Raw genomic sequence first — 19238 nt, 5'->3', positions numbered from 1 at the left:
AATGGCGCAGTACTGGCCATCTCCTGTGCCTCTCCCCAGCGCTTTATCGATACTGCTGCATATGTTGAACAGGGCCTCGTTGAGCATTTTTGGGTTACTCCCAACCACCAATGCCCATACGGCCGCATCAACTGCGCTACCGACAAATCTATGTCGTTGGAATCTCCGGTCACTTGCGCGACCTTGCAAGAGAGTTTGGATACAGATTCAGTCATCGAACGCGCCTCCAGAGCGACTTGTCATCAGCTGATGACATCATTACTCCACACGGCGTTTGCCAATGTCAACAACTGATGACAAAATCGACTCATGAACATACAAAAGCAGTCAAAAGCCTCTACTCTGGGTGCGCAGCGCACTGCTCAGGGACGAAATTCTGCGGAAACGCGGCAGCGCATTTTCTGGGCCGCGCGGCAGTGCTTCTCATACAAGATCTATGAGAGCGTCGGTATGCGCGAGATTGCCAGCGTTGCCGGTGTGGATGCGGCACTGGTAAGCCGTTACTTTGGCAGCAAAGAACAATTGTTCGCCGAAATCATTCAGGGGGCATTCAACGTGGAGGAGCATTTACCTGATGATTTGGAGGATGTCGGTAAATTTCTGGTTGAACGCGTCCTGAGCAACAACCCTGCCCCCAATGATGACGGCTTCAACCCATTGAGTTTGCTACTGCTGGCCTCCGCAAGCCCTGCGACATCTACTCTCGCGTCTAGTCGATTTCATGCCGAGTTTGTGCAACCACTGGCGCTCAAGTTAGGCGGTAGAAATGCCAACGTGCGAGCAGCGTTAATAGGCTCCTATGTCATAGGACTTGCCACCATGCGACATTTGCTTAAATCACCGGATCTCGACAAAATCTTAAAGGACGAATCAGTGACGTTGGTTATTGCTGCAATCCAGTCTTGCGTATCCCGTCCCTGATGAGACGGCTCAACGTAAGTTCATGCTGCTAGCAAACACCGCCCTTCAACCGTTTTTATGCTCATACGGTCAACTCCGTCACGACGGGGCTCTATCCCCAAAGTTGCCCGCATGCAGCACCTGTCGGGCATGACCTCCCTGAAGGACAAGGTCGTATTAGGACTCAACCGGAACGCAGCCAGCACGATGCGTTAAATGCGTTGACGGTTGCGCTCAATGGTCAAAAGCTGAACTACCGTATGGACTCTTAATAAAAAACTAATCGCCAAGCCTCATATTCCAAAGACAGCCTACCCTCTGCGATCTCGGAGTGACTCTGCATGCACCTGCTCCTAGTAGAAGATGACTCCATGCTCGGCGAGGCGATTTGCGACGGGGCGCGTCAAAGCGGCTGGAGTATCGACCACGTATGTGACGCACCTTCGGCTCGAATAGCTCTGGTCGATCATGCTTATGTCGCTGTACTCCTTGATATCGGCTTACCAGGCGACTCGGGGCTTACGGTGCTGCGCTCAATGCGCAGCCGCTGCGACCCTACGCCTGTGCTGATGTTGACTGCCCGGGGACAGCTCAGCGAGCGTATTCTCGGCCTGGATGCAGGTGCTGATGACTACCTGGTCAAACCTTTTCAGTTCGATGAGCTATGGGCTCGCGTCCGCTCGGTACTCCGACGCAGTCAGGGGCGAGTCACTCCCGTTTTTACTCATGGCGATATTCAAGTCGACCGAAGTCGTAGAGTTGTCAGCAAGGCCGGCATGGATGTGACGCTAAGTTCACACGAATACCGGACACTGCTTGCGCTACTCGATCGTCCTGGACATGTAGTCACGCGCGACCATTTGCAAGACGTGGTATATGGCGTCAACAGCGCCGTGGAAAGCAACACCATCGCAGTCTTTATCCATCAATTACGCCGCAAATTAGGTGATGACTTGATTCGCACTGTGCACGGTCACGGCTATGTAGTCGGGCAGCTACGCCCATGAAGTCGAAGTCGCTACATGGACGGATGATTTTGGTGCTTGTTGCAACTATCGCTCTATGTTGGGCAGGAGCGCTGGCCATGCTATTCGCATACTTCACCCACAACAAGACCAGCACATGGGACGAAAAACTCCAGACAATTGCAATCAGAATCCTGATGACTATTCCGGCCAATAACAAACTCCAAACAATCCTGGGGCCGGGTCTTAAACTGCGTAATCCCGCACTCGCGGAACACGATAAACTCGTATTCCAAGTATGGTTTGATCGCACCAAACTGGTAGCACGCACTCCCGGTGCACCTGAAGTTGCGCTGCGGCCAGACTTCATTGAGGGCGTTGCTTCGACCGTTATTGAAGGGCAAAGATGGCGGGTTTATTCCGTGTCAGACAGCACCGGCCATGTTGATGTACAGGTCGGCAATCTGCATAGCGTGGTAGATGCGGAGATGCAACACGACGCGCTGATCGGCTTGGTGCTTGCGACGCTACTGCTTTTACTGGTGGGGGGAGTGATGTGGTTCGTAGTTCGCAACACCCTAAAACCGGTGGTGGCCCTTGGTACTGCGATGCGCAATCGGCGCAGCTTTGATCTCACACCCCTGCCTTCGGTACCGTTGCCACGAGAACTCCACCCGCTGGTTGAATCCTTCAATCACGCGCTCAAGCAACTCGACGAAGCTGTCGAGGGTGAGCGCCGATTCATCGGCAATGCAGCCCACGAATTGCGTACGCCCCTATCAGCACTACAGGCACAGGCTCAGATTGCGTTACGTGCTCCTAGTGTCGAAGAGAAAGATGTGGCACTTACGAAGCTACTCACGGTTGCTCAGCGCAGCACTCGCCTGTCCGAACAACTGCTCGACCTGGCTCGCCTCAACTCGGGTGCCAATGCGCCGCTGCATTCACCTGCTGACTTGAGTAGTCTCGTGCTGCATGTTGTGCACGAATTCGAGATCTACGCCTGTCAACAACAGCGCTCGATATTTCTCGACATCCAACCTTGTATGATTCGTTGCGACATAGATGAAATCGGAATACTGCTCCGCAATCTGGTCGACAATGCATTACGCTATACCGCCAAGGGCGGGCGTGTATGCGTGAGTTGCGGATACCAAGGAACAGCAACACTAGAACAAAACAACAACGTCTACCTTGAAGTGGCCGACGACGGGCCGGGCGTTCCGGAGTCAGAGCATAAGGCCATCTTCGAGCGATTTCACCGAGTAGCTGGAACACTCACACGGGGTAGTGGCATCGGTTTGTCACTGGTAGCAGGTATAGCTCAACTCCACTGCGCGACCATAGAAACTCACGCTGGACTCGGTGGTCGGGGGCTTGCAGTGCGCGTGGTGTTCCCAGGAGCCACCTCCGTCGATGGTTCCGTAAATTAGGGACGCGGTCCTGAACTGAGCGACGTTGCGCCAGTGGCCCTGACCTAATGAAGCTACCCTCTCCACTCAGGGCTTGGTCCTGGGCAGCATGCGGGCGAGGATGTCATCCTTATCAAGAAAATGGTGCTTAAGCGCAACCAGCAAATGCCCACCTACAAGCGCGCCGCTGCACCACGCCGTCCATGCATGGACGGACTTGGCCAAGTCGTAAAGGTCGGGATTGGGCGCAACCAATGGCAGCAGAATGAACAGGCCGGCGACGATAATGGGTTTGTCTGCCACCGAACTCCAGTACCAGCCCGAAAGGGGTAAAGCCATTAGTGCAACTGCATACAGAAGTACGTGCCCAAGCACTGCCCCGCGCTTCATCAGCGGGCTCATACTGACCGGCAAGGCTGGCGGGCGCTTAACCAAACGCCAGAAGACCCGTACCACAAACAGAAAAAGCAAGGTACTGGCCGCAGCCTTGTGCAGATAGGTCAGCTCATGATGTGGATTGAGTTCGTCACGCCAATGGGTGGCCAGAATGCCCACACCCCAACTGCCGAGCTATATCAGGACCATGCCCCAGTGCAAGCACTTGGCAGTGCCGGTGTAGCCGTCGATTTTTGATACCGTCATCGATTTATCCCTGCTTTCAAAGTACCTGATGCGTTTCGCCAGAGGCACGCGTAACGCGATCCTATAGGGCTTTCCAGCAGGGATAAACGCCGCGAAAATCACCGCTGTGTAGAGAAAACCTCTACTGTTTAGCCAATGGCATTGGGGCCGATGCGCGAACCATCACTAAAGGGGAACGGTCAGTTTTACCCAATAAGCCTCCCCTTCCGGGCGATTACGCACCTCGCTTTCCTTCTGCCATTTCGCAGTCACGAACCAGCCGGAATTACTGGCGTATTTGATCGACGGCCCAATGGCAAACGCGCGCCCCTTGTTGTCCTCGATACGCTCACCGTCTTGACGATCGTCGGTGGTTTGACGATAGACATAACCACCTACCCCGACCACCCAGCCATTGCCGAAGCCCCAACCCAGGGAATAGTCGGCGTGCAACTCCTGGCCAGAGCGATAGTCAGTAGCGGCATTGCGCAGATTGAAGTCATACATCATCTTGATGTCGGCGTTCACCCCCGCAGGATCGACATACGAAAACGCCGCGATGGGTTCAAACGCCCAGTAGTTGCGGCCAATATTGGCCAGGTCACCGCGATCGTAACGCCCGGTTGGGGCGAAGACGTCAACTGCATAAATCGCGTGAAATTTTTCGCTGTAGTGATACCCCAGGGCCGGACCAAAGATGATGTCCCCAAGCCCCGTTTTGTTTTGATGCTGGCCGTTGACCTCCACCCTTAGATCAACCAATGGAACGTTGACGTGAAATGCCAGCACCCCGTCGAGAATTTTTTGCTTCGTGACCCAAATCAGCCTTGGCGCAATCACATCTGCACTCAAATGAAAGTCGTCAACCGCCCGCTGCCCTCGATTATCGAGAAGACGATCAGCGCGATAACTTTCAGCAAAAATCTGCCCATAAAAACCAGGCGGAGGCATGGCGCCGGTCATGTAGTTTTCCGCCCCCATAGGGTACGACGACCCTCCTCCTTCGGTGGCTTGCACTGCGGGCAAAAAAATTGCCAACGCGGATCCAGCCATCGCACAAGGAACATTTCTAAGGAGGCTTACAGCTGCATAGGTATTTTTATTATTCATTGTCGCAACCATGGATTTGTTGAAAATACACAGGCACCGCTTACCGCAACACAAGGTGTCGTCGTGAAGCAAAGAGTGTCGGTAACCGACTCCTAAGAGCCGGTCACCGTGGCCTGACGTCAGAATGGATAAGGTTGGTCGGAGGGCTCGACCGTGACCCACTTCACTTCGGTGAACTCTTCGATAACGGCGCTGCCGTCGAACCGGCCATAGCCACTGTTCTTCATGCCGCCGTAGGGTGCCTGAGGCTCGTTTTGCACCGTGGCACCGTTGATATGCACGCAACCGGCATCCAGCCGGCTGGCCAGGTCCAGGGCAAGGCTGACATTGCGACTGAAAATCGCCGATGAGAGGCCGAACGCTGTGTCGTTAGCGACTTCCAGCGCCTGCTCGGCACCTTTGACACGCACCACCGTGGTGACCGGGCCGAAAGTTTCCTCATCGTAGATCTCCATTGCCGAGGACACACGGTCCACCAGCGTCGGCGCCATTTGCGCCTGCTCCGCCAGCCCGCCGGCAACAATAGTCGCGCCCTTGCCGATGGCATCGTCGAGCAACTGGTTGATGCGCAGCACTGAGCCCTGGGAAATCATCGGGCCCACAACGCTGGCCGGGTTGGTCACCGGACTACCCTGCTCAAGACCGCGGATACGCTGCGCAAACTTCGCAACAAACTCGTCCGCCACGGCTTCGTCGACGACAAACCGTTCAGTCGACATGCAAATTTGCCCCTGGTACAGAAAGGCGCCAAACACTGCGGCATTGACTGCGCCATCCAGGTCGGCATCATCGAGCACGATAAACGGCGCCTTGCCGCCCAGTTCCAACAGGCAGCGCTTAAGGTATTTCGCACTGGTCTGGGCAATCATCCGGCCGACTTTGGTCGAACCGGTGAAATTCACTCGGCGAACCGTATCGTGGGCAATCAGCACTTCCGTCACGGCACCGGCATCTTCGGGCGCAGAGATGATGAAGTTCAACACGCCGGGCGGAAAGCCCGCTTCATAGAAGGCCTGCGCCAGCAGCTCATGAGTGCGCGGGCTATTTTCCGAGCCTTTGAAAATGACGGTATTGCCACACGCCAATGGGTAAGCGATCGACCGAGCGCCAAGGATAACTGGGCCGTTCCACGGCGCGATGCTCAATACCGTGCCAGCGGGTTGACGCAGGGTTACCGATAAAGTGCCGGGCTTGTCGGTGGCAAGGGTTTCACCCTTGATTTGCGTTGTGAGTGCGGCGGCTTCACGGAGCAGGTTGGCCGAAGCCCCCACATTGAACTGTGACCACAGCTGCGAAGCACCGATCTCTTCTGCCATGACTCTGCAGAAAAGCTCCATCTTGCTTTCCAGGACGTCGGCTGCCGCCAGCAGCAGGCGACGGCGCTCGGTAGGGCCGACCTTCGACCATGTTTTGAACGCCTGCTGCGAAGAAGCCGCAACACGCCGGGCATCTTCGACGCTGCACGCGGCGCCAGTGGTGACGACCTTGCCGCTGACAGGGTCGATCCGCTGGTAGGTTTTACCATCCGAGGCATCTTGCGGGATATTGTCGATTACGAGCTGAACATTCATCTTGGGGTCCTTAAATGAGCCTGAACAATCACGACAAGTCGGTCTGGGCCGGCATGCGTAGAATCGGTTTGATCGTGATACCGCTTTCGCTGTCGGCCATCGCTTCATTGACCTGGTCAAACGCGTAGAACCGGCACAGCTTGTCAAACGGGAAGCGGCCTTGCAGGTGCAGGTCTACGAGGATGGGAATGAAGGCGTTAGCGACCACGTCGCCCTGGACAATGCCCATGATTCGCTTGCCGGGGATCATCACGTCGTTGATGTTGAACGCCACCTCCGTGCCCATCTTGGTCGCCCCTACAATCCCGCATGTGCCCAGCGTGGTGAGAGCATCGATCGCTTGACGCAACACTTGCGCCCGCCCGGAGCATTCCAGGCTGTAGTTCACGCCGCCGCCGGTGATCTCGCGGATGCGCTGAACCGGGTCCTCTTCCCGGCTATTGATCACGTGGGTAGCACCCACTTCGAGGGCCAGGCTCAAGCGACTCGGCGTGACGTCGACGGCGATAATGGTGGTCGCACCGGCAACCTTGGCTGCCATCACTGCGGCCAGGCCCACCGCGCCAGCACCGAAGGCGGCGAAGCTGGCTCCAGCCTCTACCTGCAAGGCCTTGAGTACCGAACCCGCGCCCGTTTGAATGCCGCATCCCAACGGGCCGAGCAGTTCGAGTGGAGCCTGTTTGGAGACTTTCACGACATTGCGCTCGTTCGCGATGACGTAGGTCGAAAAGGAAGACTGGCCAAAAAAATGGTCATGTATCGGTGCATCGGTCGCACAGCTGCAGGTGGACGTACTGCCGTCGAGGCGCCCGCCGCCGAAGTTCAGCGGGTGCATATGCGAGCAATGCGCGGGGTGTCCTGTTTCGCAGGGCAGGCACAAGCCGCAGGACATGTAGGTCATGACCACATGATCGCCAGGAGCGATGGTCGTCACCGCAGCACCCACCGCCTCCACCACGCCCGCACCTTCGTGGCCCAAAATGATTGGCAACGGCGTTGGAAAGAGCTGATCGCGAACGACCATATCGGTGTGGCAGACACCTGTAGCCACGACACGCACGCGGACCTCGTCGGCACGCGGAACAGCCAGCTCTGCGCGCTCGAGCTGGAGCTTGCCGCCGGCTTCACGCAACACGGCGACTTTTACTTCGATGGGGGTGAGAGTGCTTTGGGACATGCTTTTATCCTCTTTAATAAGTTTTTCTGGGTATGCAGCTTTGACTTACGCCTCTTGGAGAGCACGCGGGCGATTGCTCCGTTGCTCCGCCTCAAGGTTGGCTGCCGGGCGCAGCTGAAAATCGAATGTCATTTGTGCAAAACGTCCTGGCACTTGATGGGCCGCAGCCAAGGCTTGGTCATCGATAAATTGCACCTCACCGATCAATCCATCCCGGGTGGCGTAAGCGAAGTCATCCCAGAGGTAAGCGTCGTTGGATAGGTTGATCTGCGTGGTCAAGTGTTCGTAGCCCGGGGCGGATACGAAAAAGTGGATATGCGCCGGACGCTGGCCATGCCTGCCCAATTGGTTGAGGCACTCCTGGGTCGGGCCCTGAGGGTTACAGCCGTAGCCCGACGGCACGATGCTTCTGACGCGATAACGCCCCTCGGCGTCGGTCACAATGCGACGACGCAAATTGAATTCGGATTGGCTTTTATCGAAGTGGGAATAGTTGCCCTGGCTGTCGGCTTGCCACAGGTCTACCAGGGCACCAGCGATCGGCTGCCCTTGCAGATCCAGAATCTGACCCTCGACAAACATAGGCGTCGCGACATCATCTTCGGCACCATCATCCATACGGGCATAGCCCTGACTGAGCGGCGCGCCGGCTACGTACAAAGGCCCTTCAATCGTGCGCGGTGTTCCTCCGGTGCGCCCGGCTTCGGCTTGCCTGGCATCGTTGAGCAGATCCAGAAAGTGCTCCACCCCCAGCCCCGCCGCCAGCAGCCCGGCCTCGTTGCTTTTGCCGAGGCGGTTGATGTATTCGACACCGGCCCAGAACTCACCATCACTGATCTCCAGTTCTTCAATGAGCCTGGCGGTCTCTTGCAGAATACGTAACACGATTTGTTTATTGCGCGGGTTACCCGCCGCGTTCTTCAGCCCTGCTGCGTCCTGGAAAAACTCAAGCATTGGGGGGGTATGGGAAATGCTGACAGCCATAGAGATTTCACCTATTTTTATTGTGGGTGTAGCGCGCCAGCCTCTGGGAACTGGCGCATTGCAGGAACGCAATCAAATGGCCTCTACCCACCCGAGTCGGGTGCGAGCCTCTGCCAGGTCCGATTGCATGTCGTGGTTCCACAGCCAGTCGAAACGACTGGCCAGGGTTGTCGACAGAAGGGGTTCTTGGTCTTCGACCTGACGGTCTCGAAACTCGTAGAGTTCGCCGGCTTCCCAGGACGTTCGCTGAACACGGCAGGCGCGAGGTCTGCGGATAGCGTCGTACACCTCAAGCACGCTTTGGGCATCACGTTGAAGCACCCGAGAGTCTCCCAGCAGTCGCGCGAGCAGCCAGGCATCCTCCAGCCCCTGCCCCGCCCCGGCCCCTTGGTGGGGGAGCATGGCGTGGGCAGCGTCACCGATCAGCCCTACGCGGCCATGGGTATAGCCTGCAAGCTCCTCCAATTCGTGAAGTGCCCAGAGGGTAGGTTCGGGAATGCACTCGAGCAGCACGCGAACGGCATCCCCCCACTCGGAGAACGCTTCCAGCATCTGCGCCTGGCTCGTGCTTTTGACCCAAGGTGTGTCTTGCGGCCATACCGGGTTGGGGTCGGTGCGATCAGAAACGAATGCAACCACGTTGATCAATCGGCCCTGCTTGACCGGAAAAGTGAGGATGTGGGCGTCGAGTCCCAGGTACATTTGCGGGACGTTGATCAGGTGCTCATCAACACCCGCAGTGCGATAGGCGGCGCGCAGTTGCTCGCTGTCGATCATTCCGCGATAGGCGCAGGTTCCGCTGAATCGGGGCGCGACCAAAGGCTGGCCCAGCCCCTGAAGCACATAGTCGCGAATCGAGGATTTGATACCGTCGGCGGCGATCAGAAGGTCGCACTGATAGTCCGTGCCATCAGTGAACTGCACGCTGACCCTGTCCCCCGTCTCATGGACACCAACCGCACGCTTGTCGAAGCAGGCGATACCTTCTGGCAATTGCTTGGCCAAGGCGTCGAGGAAATCTGCGCGGTGAACGGAAGACTGACCGACGCCTTGGGCAACGCTGGCACCGAGATAACCGGCATCGACGCCTCGACGCCATTCAAACCAGATGTCTTGCCACGGTTGCGGGGTGCGGTCAGCGATGAGTTCGTAGGGTTTGCCGATACCCAGCCCTTCGATGGCCCGAACGGCGTTCGCACCAAAGGACACACCTGCGCCGACCTCGCCGAAGGCGGGAGCAGCTTCAAATAATTTCACATCCAGATGCTGATGACGGCAAAGATCCAGTGCCAAGGCGACGCCAGCGATACCGCCACCGACGATGCCCACTTGCAAGACAGAGTGAGGGCTACTCATGGGGGAAAACCTTATGTGTTGTTTTTGGAATAGCCCGATCATGACTATTCACAAACCATTGATAAATGCCCTCAACCCCATACAAACTATCACCAACCTGAATATTCATTCACTTTCAAGAGCCGCCTCAAGGCCGAGAAAATTTGCGATGAACCTGCGTGAACTGGATCTGAATCTGCTGGTGATCTTTCACCAATTGCTGGTGGATCGAAATGTTTCAGCTGCGGCCGAGAGCCTTGGGCTGACCCAACCCGCCGTCAGCAATGCGCTCAAGCGTTTACGGAACACGTTCAATGACGAATTGTTTGTGCGCACCCATCAGGGGATGCAGCCGACGCCCTATGCCGCGCAACTGGCCGAGCCAGTCTCCCAGGCAATCAACCTGCTGCACGGCGCGATCAATCGCCATGACGAGTTCGATCCTTCGACCAGCCAGAAGCGCTTTGTCGTGGCGATGACCGACATCGGGGAGATTTATTTTGTGCCACGGTTGATCGACGCCTTGCTCAAACAGGCCCCCGGAATATCGGTCACCACATTGCGCAGCAATACCGAACTTTCCGAGAAAATGGCCAATGGCGAGGTGGATCTGGCCGTGGGATTGCTGCCGGATCTGCAAGCGGGCTTCTACCAGAGGCGCCTGTTCCACCATCGCTACGTCTGTTTATGCCGAAAGAACCACCCGCTCACTGAACAGCCCATGACACGGGAGCGCTTTTGCGAGTTCGGGCATGTCAGGATCATCGCCGCCAGCACGGGGCATGGAGAGATCGATACGCATATGCAGCGGGCCGGTCTACAACGAGACATTCGACTGGAGGTTCCACACTTTGTCGCGGTCGGTCATATCCTGCAGAACACCGACCTGATCGCCACGGTACCTGAGCGTTTCGCCAACAGCTGCGCCGGCCCCTTCGGACTGACGAGCCTGCCGTTGCCTTTACCGCTGCCCGAGATCGCCATCAACTTGTTCTGGCACGGTAAATACAATCGGGACCCGGCCAACAAATGGTTCCGGCAACTGATGTTTGATCTGTTCAGCGATTGAGTGATGAAGGCTGATGGAGCGGCGGTACTCATCCAGCGATGGAACTCACCTGGCGGCAGCCTGCATCACCGCCAGTGCTCACATAGTTTGACCAGCTCATCGACCACATACCTGACCTTCGGCCGCAGATGGGACACCTTTGGCCAGACGGCATGCACATCGACAGCTTCTGGTTCATACACTTGCAGAACCTCCACCAGCCTGCCCGCTTCGATATCCTCCTGGAAAAGGCTGCGCGGCATCTGGCACAACCCCGTGCCGGCGACTGCCGCGAGAATCATGGCTTCCCCGTCACCAATCTGATGGGTCGAGGGTGGCGCGTAGCGTACGGTCTGCCCCGCTTGCATGACCCGCCACGACAACGGCTGGCCGCGTCGATGCCCGACAATGCAACGGTGATGGCTCAGATCTTCAAGGGTCTGCGGAACACCATAGCGCTTCAGGTAGTCGGGAGCGGCACAAATGGCCCAGCGCTGCCGGGTCAGCCGCCGCGCCACCAGACCGCTAGTGTCCTGCAGCTCTCCAAAGCGGACCAACAAATCGATCCCCTCCTCAAAGGGATCAACCAGGTGGTCGGAAAACGTCAAGTTCAGTTGCAAAGCCGGGTACTTGTTGGCGATCTCAAACAGCAACGGGGCGACAACACGACGACCGAATGCCACAGGAATGTCCACTCGCAGACGTCCGGAAGGTTCACCACCGCCGGGCCCCAACCCGCTCTCTGCGGCGCCAATCTCCTCAAGTGCTGTAGAGCAAGCCGCGAAATAGGCCTCACCATCCGCGGTCAGGGAAATCCGGCGAGTGGTGCGATGAAACAGCTGTGTACCCAAGCGCTCTTCCAGACGTGCAATGGCTTTTCCTACAGCGGATTTTGACAGGCCCAAGCGCTCGGCAGCCTGGGTGAAGCTCGTCGAGCGCGCAGCCAAGACGAACGTGATGACGCCTTGAAACGAATCGATAGGTACCATGCTGGCTCGCCTATTGTAGAGTTTTAATCTACCCAGATTATAGTTTTAGGCTGTTTATCGCCATAACGTTCGACAGTAGGATGAATTCTAGAAATACAACGGTGCAGATCGTGATTGCACATCGCGCCCCTATCTCCAGATCAATGCCCCAAGAGGACACCATCATGCCCGTCGTACGTGTGAGCTGGTTCGAAGGTAAAGAACACGCACAAAAAGCCGCTGTTGCCGCAGACATCACCGAAAGCATCGTGAAGCACACCGGTACCGATGCCAGCTATATCTACGTCATCTTTGAAGACGTTGCAGCTTCGGACTGGGCTGGCGCCGGCAAACTGTTCGGGGACGCGCCCGAGAAATCCTGACCCCAGCGGCATCGAATGCATCGGCTGGGCCAGCGATGCATCCTCAACAGGCTTCTTATGACGCCTCTGACGGAAGAGCTATCCATGCACCCACATATTTCATGCCTGTTCTCCCTTGCGGTAAAACCCGCAGAATTTTCCGAGTTCAAGGCGCTGATCGCGACAATCGTTGCAGCCACCAGCGCCGAGCCTGGCACACTGGTTTACGAATACAGCGTCAACGAAGACAACAGCACCGTTCACATCCTTGAACGCTATAACGCCGATGCCGTCGTCAGCCACGTAGACACCACCTTTGCACCGTTCGGTAAGCGTTTCCTCGAACTGTGCACCGTGACCAGCCTGGTGGTCTACGGCACACCGGACGCAGAAGTCCGCAAACGCCTGGACCCATTCGGGGCTGTGTACATGACCCCTTTCGACGGCTTCAGCCGCTAAGTTCATTGACTGCGCAGGCTCGACGGCAACAACCGGGACTGCGCGCATCCCCTTTCCCGCAAAGAGATCACCATGTCCGGTATTGCTGAAGTTATTAAGTCTCGAATTTCCGCCAACAGCTACGACACTGAACGTCAGCTGACGGAGCAACAGGTCACCGACCTGATCGATCTGGCTACGCACGCGCCCTCCGCCTTCAACCTTCAAAACTGGAAGTTCCTGGCGGTGCACAGCACCGAAGCAAAGGCGCGGTTGCTGCCATTGGCCTACGGTCAACAAAAAGTCATGGATGCAGCCGTGACCTTTATAGTCTGTGGCACGCTGAATCCCCATGAAACCCTGCCTGCGGCCCTGAAACCGACCCTGGATGCAGGCATCATTGATCAGGCGATCTACGACATGTGGGTGGGCGCCGCTGAAGGTATGTACCAGGAAAACCCGCAGTTGCAACGCGACGAAGCGATCCGTTCAGGCTCGCTAGCCGCCATGACCCTGATGCTCGCCGCCAAGGGCCAAGGCCTTGTTTCGACGCCCATGATCGGGTTCGACCAGTCGGCAGTGGCGCAGGCATTTGGTCTCTCCGCGACTGAGATCCCGGTCATGCTGATTACCGTTGGCTATCCTGGCTCGACCAACTGGCCGCAAAAGCCGCGTAAAGCCGTTAAAGACGTTCTGCAGTTCGTGTAAATAGTGCTGCCAGCGATAGCCAGGCATGCCCTGACTCCGCTGGCGTCTGCTGATCGACTCGCAACCACGACATGCCTGGGGCTGTGAACCAGTGACCGCTGAATCCAAATCACCCTCTTCGTTACGCGCGATTCTGACCGCCGCCTGTTTGGGATTTCTTGTCGTTCAACTAGATGTCAGCGTGGTTAACGTCGGCCTTGGCGCCCTTAAGAGCGCGTTCGGTACCGACCTTACAGGCCTGCAGTGGGTCATCAACAGCTACGCACTGCCTTTCTCTGCTTTGCTTATCCTGGGAGGCGTATGGGGCGACAAGTGGGGTGCAAAATCCGTCTTCGCTGCGGGTTTCGCTATCTTTACCCTCGCCTCTATTGGCTGTGGTCTCGCCGACAGCATGACCATGATGATCACGATGCGTGTCGTGCAGGGCATGGGCGCGGCCTTGCTGATCCCGACATCACTCACCCTGATTCGCGTGTCATTTCATGACCCCGATGCACGTCGTGCCGCTGTTGCACTCTGGGGCGCCTGCGGTGGTATCGCACTGGCAGCCGGTCCCGTGATCGGTGGCCTGATGATCGAGTACTTTGGCTGGCGAAGCGTATTTCTGCTGAATATTCCGATCGGCCTGCTGGCTATCGGACTGATCCTGCGCTACGCCCCCGCCTCCCCTCGGGTTGATAAGCAGGTCGATATTCCAGGCCAAATCAGTATTGCGATTTGCCTGGCCTCGCTGACCTATGGCTTAACCGAATCCAGTGCAAAAGGCTGGGTAATCGAAACACTCACCGCGATGGCGATTGCCGTAATCTGTGCGGTGGCATTTGTTTTGATTGAGCGTCGGGTAAAACATCCGATGCTGCCCGCTCACTTGGCCAAAAACAAAGTGCTGGGGAGCATGGCGCTCGCAGGCGCTGCGATCAATCTGACATTTTATGGAACGGTCTTTGTTTTCAGCATTTACTTTCAAACATTCCTGCACTACGACGCGTTCAAAACGGGATTGTCGTTTATCCCGCTGACGGCGATGCTGACACTTTCAACGATGCTCTCGTCACGGTTCGCCAAGCGGTTCAGTGCCACTCGTATAATCACGACGGGTTTCACGGTTCAGATCGTCGGGTTCATCGCGCTGTCGCAAACCACTTCAATCAACTCTCTGTGGCTGCTTAATGGTGCGCTCATGCTTGTGGGAATCGGCAGCGCTATGTCGGTGCCTTCCATTACAAACTCGATGCTTTCGTCTGTCACCCAGCACGATGCAGGAATAGCTTCTGGCTTGATGGCGTCTGCCAGGCAACTGGGTGGTGTGATCGGCGTAGCAGTTTTCGGCACAATGATCGCCCACACAGACAGGGCGTCATTCTCCTACGGAATATCGAGCGCAATGCTGCTATCCGCGTTGACCTTACTTTTGTGCGTAGGTGTGAATCTGTATGTTTCCCGCCATTCCCGGGTGCCAGTGCACCTCTCAAAATGACTGGATTTAAACGGCGAAAAAGAGCCAGCAACGAACTGTTTGTCACCGACTCCTCCGATCCGATTTAACGCTTACCCACCACGCACCCAATTCTGTAGCAGATAATCATCGAGGAAGCGCAACAGACAATCAGACGATGTCGTCGACTACGCCGCCATCTACCCTCAGCGCCGCCCCTGTTGTAGCTGACGCCTGCAGCGAACAGACATAAATGATCATGTTGGCGACTTCTTCAACGGTTGCAGCGCGCTGGATGATCGAAGTCGGTCGATGCTGCATGACGAACTCCGAAACAACCGACTCGAGCGATTTGCCAGTGCGCTCAACCTCTCCCTTCATCATTTCAGCAACGCCATCGGATAGCGTGGGTCCGGGGAGTACGCTATTTACAGTGACACCGCTACCAGCGACTCGTTTGGCCAAGCCACGCGCCAACGCCAGTTGCGCTGTTTTAGATACGCCGTAGTGGATCATGTCTGCGGGAATGTTTCGTGCGGATTCGGAAGCGACAAAAACCACCCGCCCCCAACCACTCTCAACCATGGCAGGAAGCAGCGCGCGACTTAAACGGACGCCCGACATTACGTTGGTTTGCCAGTAGTTGTTCCAAACCTCATCGCTAGTTTCAAAAAAATCTTGTGGCTCATAGATGCCTGCATTGTTGACAAGAATGTCGATGCCACTGATACCCATCAACAAGGCTTCAACCCCCTCCGAGCTACTAATGTCTGCAGCGATACCACTGACTGCTGCGTCAGGCACCGCTGCGAGCAATCGAGCAACCGCATCATTTACAGAGCGTTCGCTGCGTCCGTTGATGACGACGGCTGCGCCGGCTTGTGCGAGCCCTTTGGCAACCGCGAAACCGATACCGCCGGTGGAGGCTGTAACCAGGGCGCGCTTGGTGTTCAACAGGATGTTCATGATCCCTCCATCAAGAATGAACGGGCATTTTTACCCGTCAGGAGCTCCTACGTTCTACGTAGAAAACAAAGTTGACACTCTATTGCCTGATCAAGCGCTGATAAACGTCAATTCCGGATGGGGATTTACAACAGCCTGTTTCAAAACTCCTCCGGCTCAACAGCGTCGGCGCCAAAGGCAAGCGTCGCGAAGTCGAGAAAACTACGCAGTTTAGGTGTCAGCCTGCGGTCGGGCGCGAACAGAACATGCAAGGGCCGACTGGGTGGTGGGTAATCGGGCAATAAAGCGACCAGCTCACCTTGCAGCAACGAGTTGCGTACAAGCTCAACCGGTTGAAGCAGTATTCCCAATCCGGCCAGCGCGGCGCATAAAAGCGGCTCACCGTGATCAGCCATCAACCGGCTGCCGACCGGAACAATGATCTTTCCTTCAGGCCCATTAAACGTCCAATGGGTGCGCAGTTCAGTGTGTGAAAAACCCAGGCATTCATGCTTTTTAAGATCCCACGGTGTTTCAATCGGGGGTTTGTCTTTCAGATAGGACGGCGCTGCACACAGAATAAGCCTATAGGGTGCCAAGGCCCTTGCGACAAGGCCACTGTCAGAGAGTTGACCCACCCTGAAAACAACATCGAAGCCTTCGTCGATCAGGTCGACGGCACGATTGGCCAGGGTCAATTCAACACTGACCATAGGATTGGCCTGCATAAACTCAGGCAGCCTTGGCGCAAGCGACTGCATGCCGAAACTAACGGGTGCATTGATCCTTAGGCGACCGTTGGGCGAGGCCTGAGTTTCGGCAGCCATATTTTCGGCGGTTTCTACTTCCGCCAAAATGGACTTGGAGCGTTCGTAGAATTCGCGCCCGAAGTCCGTAAGGCTTTGACGCCGAGTGGTGCGATTCAACAAACGTACACCAAGGTGCTGCTCCAAATGATGAACGTGCTTGCCGATCAGTTGCGCAGACATTTGCAGCGCGTCTCCAGCGGCACTGAAAGACCCCATCTCCACGGCTTTGACAAACGCCGCCATGCTACTCAGACGATCCATTACCAATGATCCGTTTCGAATGTTCAGGCATTTTGAGTATTTATCTCGGTACTGTCCAAGCTCTATCGTCGCCTCGCAGCTAATCGCTGTACCAGGTGCGGCGCAACCACGGTCGGCTCTTGGGTGAAGTGTTTAAACACCTTTTTTGAACAACAAAGGATTGGACTGTGAAATACCCGCTGAAAAATCAATCGCTCCCCACATTGCTCGGCGAAGACTTTTACTTTCCACACGAAATCATTGGTCAAGCGTTCCGCGTCTCGGACTTCGACGAGCTGAAACTCAGCAGCTTTGTTACTAGCGACCATGTCAACCTGGGGTATTGGGAAGCGGGTGCAGGTCATCCACTGATTTTCATACCTGGCTGGTCGGCAAACGGCGCGATGTACTTCCACCTCATGCACATCCTGAGCAAGCATTACCACGTGTACGTGCTGGACGTTCGAAACCAGGGTATTTCCGAGAGGGCCGCGTTCGGTAACCGGATTTCACGTTACGCCATGGATGTGAAAGAGTTTGCAGAGCACCTGAACTTGTCCGAAGCCGACTACTGCGGTTGGTCAATGGGCGCATCCGTCATGTGGGCCTACATCGACCTATTCGGCACGCAAGGCATACGGACGTTAAGCATCATTGACCAGGCGCCATCGATCTATTGCCATGCCGACTGGACGGAGCAGCAGCGAGTGGAAGCAGGTGCTTTCACCACTTCGCCTGAGCGCATGATTGCGTCCTACGTCAACATGACGCCCACCAACCGGTTGATCTCGGGAAGCCGGGTTGTTGAACGGGCCATGGCCCTGGACTCGCCCTACTTTCATAACGCCGTGAGTCTGGCACAGGCGGTTGTGAAGGATGACATGGCGTTTACAGGGCTCGTACTTTTCGATCACGCCACGAACGATTGGCGAGATGTCATCCAATTCAAGATTGATGTTCCAACGGCCATTTTCACCGGGGAATACAGCGACTGGCTGGAAAGTCAGCGCTGGATGGACTCGGTCATCAATGACTCCGTGCTGTATGTGTACAGCAAAGCCGAACAAGGCGACCATTTTCTGGCGTTCAAGAATCCGGAAAAATTCACTGCCGATCTGCGTAGCTTTTTGGATACACCGTGAGTTAAGCCCTCCTTCCTTTCTCCACAAGCTGCGCGGCCGCCAGAAGAGACGGCGACAACGCCTTGCACGCTAATAATGCAAAGCTCCTTTTGCCCGGCTGAATGCTGCCCTTTGGTCAGCCGGTTTTTTTTACTCTAAACGGTTTCTACTGCTCCCATTGAGGGTTGATAAATCGCTCAGCCAAAAAATTAATCAGCACCCGAACCTTGCTCGCCAAGTGCTTGCGGGTGGGATATACCACGTAGATGCCTAACTCGACGGATCGGTACTCAGGCAAGATTTCCACCAAGGTCCCGCCCCTCAAGTCCTCACTCACCATAAAGCTGGGTTGCAGGGATATGCCTCCGCCCGATAGCGCGATACTGCGACAGGTATCGCCATTGTTGCAGCGAACAATCGAGCGGGTGCGCACACTTTCGCTGCCGTCAGGGCCTTGGAACTGCCATTCATTGCCGCTGGCGAAGTTGGTATAGGCAATCACGCCGTGTTCTGTCAGGTCAGACAAAGTGCGCACCTCTGGGTGACTTGCCAGGTAATCGGGTGAAGCGCACAAGCACATCCGCGTGCCCGCCAGACGACGCCCGACCAGCGAAGAGTTTTCCATGCGGGCAATGCGAACAGCCGCATCGAATCCCTCTTCCACCAGGTCAACCAGTCGGTCGTTCAAGCTGATGTCCAACTCGATATTGGGGTAGGCCTTCATGAAGTCGCCCCATAGCGGCGCCAAGTGCAGCACTCCGAAACTGACCGGTGCATTCACCCGCAACACGCCACTGGGTTCCGGCGCGGTGGACGAAACAGCCTCCTCGGCCTGATCCATCAGCGCCAGCACCTCCCGCGCCAGGTGGTAAAACTGGCGCCCCTCCTCCGTCAATGAAAGCCGGCGGGTCGTGCGATGCAAAAGCCGCGCACCGAGCCGTTCTTCCAGGCTGCTCACATAGCGCGAGATGGCCGCCTTGGACATCTCCAACGGTTCGGCCGCGCCTACAAAACTGCCTTTATCGACGACGGTGCAGAAGACCTGCATCTCCAATGCTCTGTCCATCATTATCTCACTAAGTGGAACGG

The 19238-nt window shown here is 56.3% G+C and carries 19 protein-coding genes; 9 read left to right on the top strand and 10 right to left on the bottom strand.

Translation table 11 applies throughout. The annotated features are described in order from the left end of the window. The first annotated feature begins 309 nt into the window (after positions 1–309). The 3 genes from ACYZUD_RS02325 to ACYZUD_RS02315 all read left to right on the top strand — a co-directional run bounded on the left by ACYZUD_RS02325 (position 310) and on the right by ACYZUD_RS02315 (position 3298). On the top strand, positions 310–921 hold the full coding sequence (locus ACYZUD_RS02325; protein ID WP_462022412.1) for a TetR/AcrR family transcriptional regulator: 612 nt from the start codon (positions 310–312) through the stop codon (positions 919–921). A gap of 320 nt (positions 922–1241) precedes the next feature. After that, on the top strand, positions 1242–1907 hold the full coding sequence (locus tag ACYZUD_RS02320; protein ID WP_462022411.1) for a response regulator transcription factor: 666 nt from the start codon (positions 1242–1244) through the stop codon (positions 1905–1907). Between the two features lie 77 nt (positions 1908–1984). After that, a complete protein-coding gene (locus tag ACYZUD_RS02315) occupies positions 1985–3298 on the top strand; it encodes a sensor histidine kinase (RefSeq protein ID WP_462022410.1) in 1314 nt (437 codons plus the stop codon). Between the two features lie 66 nt (positions 3299–3364). Here ACYZUD_RS02315 and ACYZUD_RS02310 read toward each other — a convergent pair whose 3' ends face one another. The 6 genes from ACYZUD_RS02310 to salA all read right to left on the bottom strand — a co-directional run bounded on the left by ACYZUD_RS02310 (position 3365) and on the right by salA (position 10096). Beyond that, positions 3365–3832: a cytochrome b gene (locus tag ACYZUD_RS02310; RefSeq protein ID WP_462022409.1), complete on the bottom strand. Its 468-nt coding sequence runs from the start codon at positions 3830–3832 to the stop codon at positions 3365–3367. Between the two features lie 252 nt (positions 3833–4084). Then, the gene (locus ACYZUD_RS02305; RefSeq protein ID WP_462022408.1) at positions 4085–5008 is read right to left on the bottom strand and encodes a SphA family protein; all 924 of its coding nucleotides are present in this window, start codon (positions 5006–5008) and stop codon (positions 4085–4087) included. A 119-nt stretch (positions 5009–5127) separates the two neighbouring features. Further along, on the bottom strand, positions 5128–6579 hold the full coding sequence (locus ACYZUD_RS02300; protein ID WP_462022407.1) for an aldehyde dehydrogenase: 1452 nt from the start codon (positions 6577–6579) through the stop codon (positions 5128–5130). 28 nt (positions 6580–6607) lie between these two features. Further along, positions 6608–7756, bottom strand: coding sequence for an NAD(P)-dependent alcohol dehydrogenase (locus ACYZUD_RS02295; protein WP_462022406.1), 1149 nt, complete (start codon positions 7754–7756; stop codon positions 6608–6610). Between the two features lie 45 nt (positions 7757–7801). Further along, positions 7802–8740, bottom strand: coding sequence for a catechol 1,2-dioxygenase (gene catA / locus ACYZUD_RS02290; protein WP_462022405.1), 939 nt, complete (start codon positions 8738–8740; stop codon positions 7802–7804). A 72-nt stretch (positions 8741–8812) separates the two neighbouring features. Continuing rightward, a complete protein-coding gene (gene salA / locus ACYZUD_RS02285; RefSeq protein ID WP_462022404.1) occupies positions 8813–10096 on the bottom strand; it encodes a salicylate 1-monooxygenase in 1284 nt (427 codons plus the stop codon). 148 nt (positions 10097–10244) lie between these two features. Here salA and ACYZUD_RS02280 point away from each other — a divergent pair, with 148 nt between their 5' ends. Next, entirely contained in the window at positions 10245–11144 is a 900-nt protein-coding gene (locus ACYZUD_RS02280; protein ID WP_462025169.1) for a LysR family transcriptional regulator, read from the top strand. 65 nt (positions 11145–11209) lie between these two features. Here ACYZUD_RS02280 and ACYZUD_RS02275 read toward each other — a convergent pair whose 3' ends face one another. Next, a complete protein-coding gene (locus ACYZUD_RS02275; RefSeq protein WP_462022403.1) occupies positions 11210–12112 on the bottom strand; it encodes a LysR family transcriptional regulator in 903 nt (300 codons plus the stop codon). Between the two features lie 164 nt (positions 12113–12276). On the opposite strand from ACYZUD_RS02275, the gene ACYZUD_RS02270 reads away from it, so the two are divergent. From ACYZUD_RS02270 to ACYZUD_RS02255, 4 genes are all read left to right on the top strand, one after another. Beyond that, the gene (locus ACYZUD_RS02270; RefSeq protein ID WP_201021264.1) at positions 12277–12474 is read left to right on the top strand and encodes a tautomerase family protein; all 198 of its coding nucleotides are present in this window, start codon (positions 12277–12279) and stop codon (positions 12472–12474) included. Positions 12475–12558: 84 nt separating this feature from the next. After that, on the top strand, positions 12559–12912 hold the full coding sequence (locus ACYZUD_RS02265) for a putative quinol monooxygenase (protein WP_462022402.1): 354 nt from the start codon (positions 12559–12561) through the stop codon (positions 12910–12912). Between the two features lie 72 nt (positions 12913–12984). Next, positions 12985–13599 (top strand): nitroreductase family protein, encoded by a 615-nt coding sequence (locus ACYZUD_RS02260; RefSeq protein WP_462022401.1) that lies wholly within the window; start codon positions 12985–12987, stop codon positions 13597–13599. A gap of 91 nt (positions 13600–13690) precedes the next feature. Then, complete coding sequence (locus ACYZUD_RS02255) at positions 13691–15076, top strand: MFS transporter (RefSeq protein ID WP_462022400.1); 1386 nt, start codon at positions 13691–13693, stop codon at positions 15074–15076. 129 nt (positions 15077–15205) lie between these two features. Here the strand turns inward: ACYZUD_RS02255 and ACYZUD_RS02250 are convergent, their stop codons facing one another. Further along, entirely contained in the window at positions 15206–16000 is a 795-nt protein-coding gene (locus ACYZUD_RS02250) for an SDR family NAD(P)-dependent oxidoreductase (protein WP_462022399.1), read from the bottom strand. A gap of 140 nt (positions 16001–16140) precedes the next feature. Then, positions 16141–17049: a LysR family transcriptional regulator gene (locus tag ACYZUD_RS02245; RefSeq protein ID WP_462022398.1), complete on the bottom strand. Its 909-nt coding sequence runs from the start codon at positions 17047–17049 to the stop codon at positions 16141–16143. Positions 17050–17216: 167 nt separating this feature from the next. Here ACYZUD_RS02245 and ACYZUD_RS02240 point away from each other — a divergent pair, with 167 nt between their 5' ends. After that, entirely contained in the window at positions 17217–18170 is a 954-nt protein-coding gene (locus tag ACYZUD_RS02240; protein WP_462022397.1) for an alpha/beta fold hydrolase, read from the top strand. 145 nt (positions 18171–18315) lie between these two features. Here ACYZUD_RS02240 and ACYZUD_RS02235 read toward each other — a convergent pair whose 3' ends face one another. Continuing rightward, positions 18316–19215 carry a LysR family transcriptional regulator gene (locus ACYZUD_RS02235; protein ID WP_462022396.1) on the bottom strand — a complete coding sequence of 300 codons (900 nt, stop codon included), beginning with the start codon at positions 19213–19215 and terminating at the stop codon, positions 18316–18318. Positions 19216–19238: the final 23 nt, after the last annotated feature.

Source organism: Pseudomonas sp. XS1P51, from assembly GCF_054897845.1.
The sequence above is the reverse complement of the archived record's forward strand: the minus strand, read 5'-3'. Positions and strand labels throughout refer to the sequence as shown.

What these genes read in the sequence shown, in the direction of transcription:
- ACYZUD_RS02265 (WP_462022402.1), top strand. Translation starts at nt 12,559, where the DNA reads ATGCACCCACATATTTCATGCCTGTTCTCCCTTGCGGTAAAACCCGCA.
- ACYZUD_RS02320 (WP_462022411.1), top strand. Translation starts at nt 1,242, where the DNA reads ATGCACCTGCTCCTAGTAGAAGATGACTCCATGCTCGGCGAGGCGATT.
- catA (WP_462022405.1), bottom strand. Translation starts at nt 8,740, where the DNA reads ATGGCTGTCAGCATTTCCCATACCCCCCCAATGCTTGAGTTTTTCCAG.
- ACYZUD_RS02260 (WP_462022401.1), top strand. Translation starts at nt 12,985, where the DNA reads ATGTCCGGTATTGCTGAAGTTATTAAGTCTCGAATTTCCGCCAACAGC.
- ACYZUD_RS02235 (WP_462022396.1), bottom strand. Translation starts at nt 19,215, where the DNA reads ATGGACAGAGCATTGGAGATGCAGGTCTTCTGCACCGTCGTCGATAAA.
- salA (WP_462022404.1), bottom strand. Translation starts at nt 10,096, where the DNA reads ATGAGTAGCCCTCACTCTGTCTTGCAAGTGGGCATCGTCGGTGGCGGT.
- ACYZUD_RS02300 (WP_462022407.1), bottom strand. Translation starts at nt 6,579, where the DNA reads ATGAATGTTCAGCTCGTAATCGACAATATCCCGCAAGATGCCTCGGAT.
- ACYZUD_RS02280 (WP_462025169.1), top strand. Translation starts at nt 10,245, where the DNA reads ATGAACCTGCGTGAACTGGATCTGAATCTGCTGGTGATCTTTCACCAA.
- ACYZUD_RS02315 (WP_462022410.1), top strand. Translation starts at nt 1,985, where the DNA reads ATGCTATTCGCATACTTCACCCACAACAAGACCAGCACATGGGACGAA.
- ACYZUD_RS02250 (WP_462022399.1), bottom strand. Translation starts at nt 16,000, where the DNA reads ATGAACATCCTGTTGAACACCAAGCGCGCCCTGGTTACAGCCTCCACC.
- ACYZUD_RS02245 (WP_462022398.1), bottom strand. Translation starts at nt 17,049, where the DNA reads ATGGATCGTCTGAGTAGCATGGCGGCGTTTGTCAAAGCCGTGGAGATG.
- ACYZUD_RS02325 (WP_462022412.1), top strand. Translation starts at nt 310, where the DNA reads ATGAACATACAAAAGCAGTCAAAAGCCTCTACTCTGGGTGCGCAGCGC.
- ACYZUD_RS02305 (WP_462022408.1), bottom strand. Translation starts at nt 5,008, where the DNA reads ATGAATAATAAAAATACCTATGCAGCTGTAAGCCTCCTTAGAAATGTT.
- ACYZUD_RS02275 (WP_462022403.1), bottom strand. Translation starts at nt 12,112, where the DNA reads ATGGTACCTATCGATTCGTTTCAAGGCGTCATCACGTTCGTCTTGGCT.
- ACYZUD_RS02270 (WP_201021264.1), top strand. Translation starts at nt 12,277, where the DNA reads ATGCCCGTCGTACGTGTGAGCTGGTTCGAAGGTAAAGAACACGCACAA.
- ACYZUD_RS02295 (WP_462022406.1), bottom strand. Translation starts at nt 7,756, where the DNA reads ATGTCCCAAAGCACTCTCACCCCCATCGAAGTAAAAGTCGCCGTGTTG.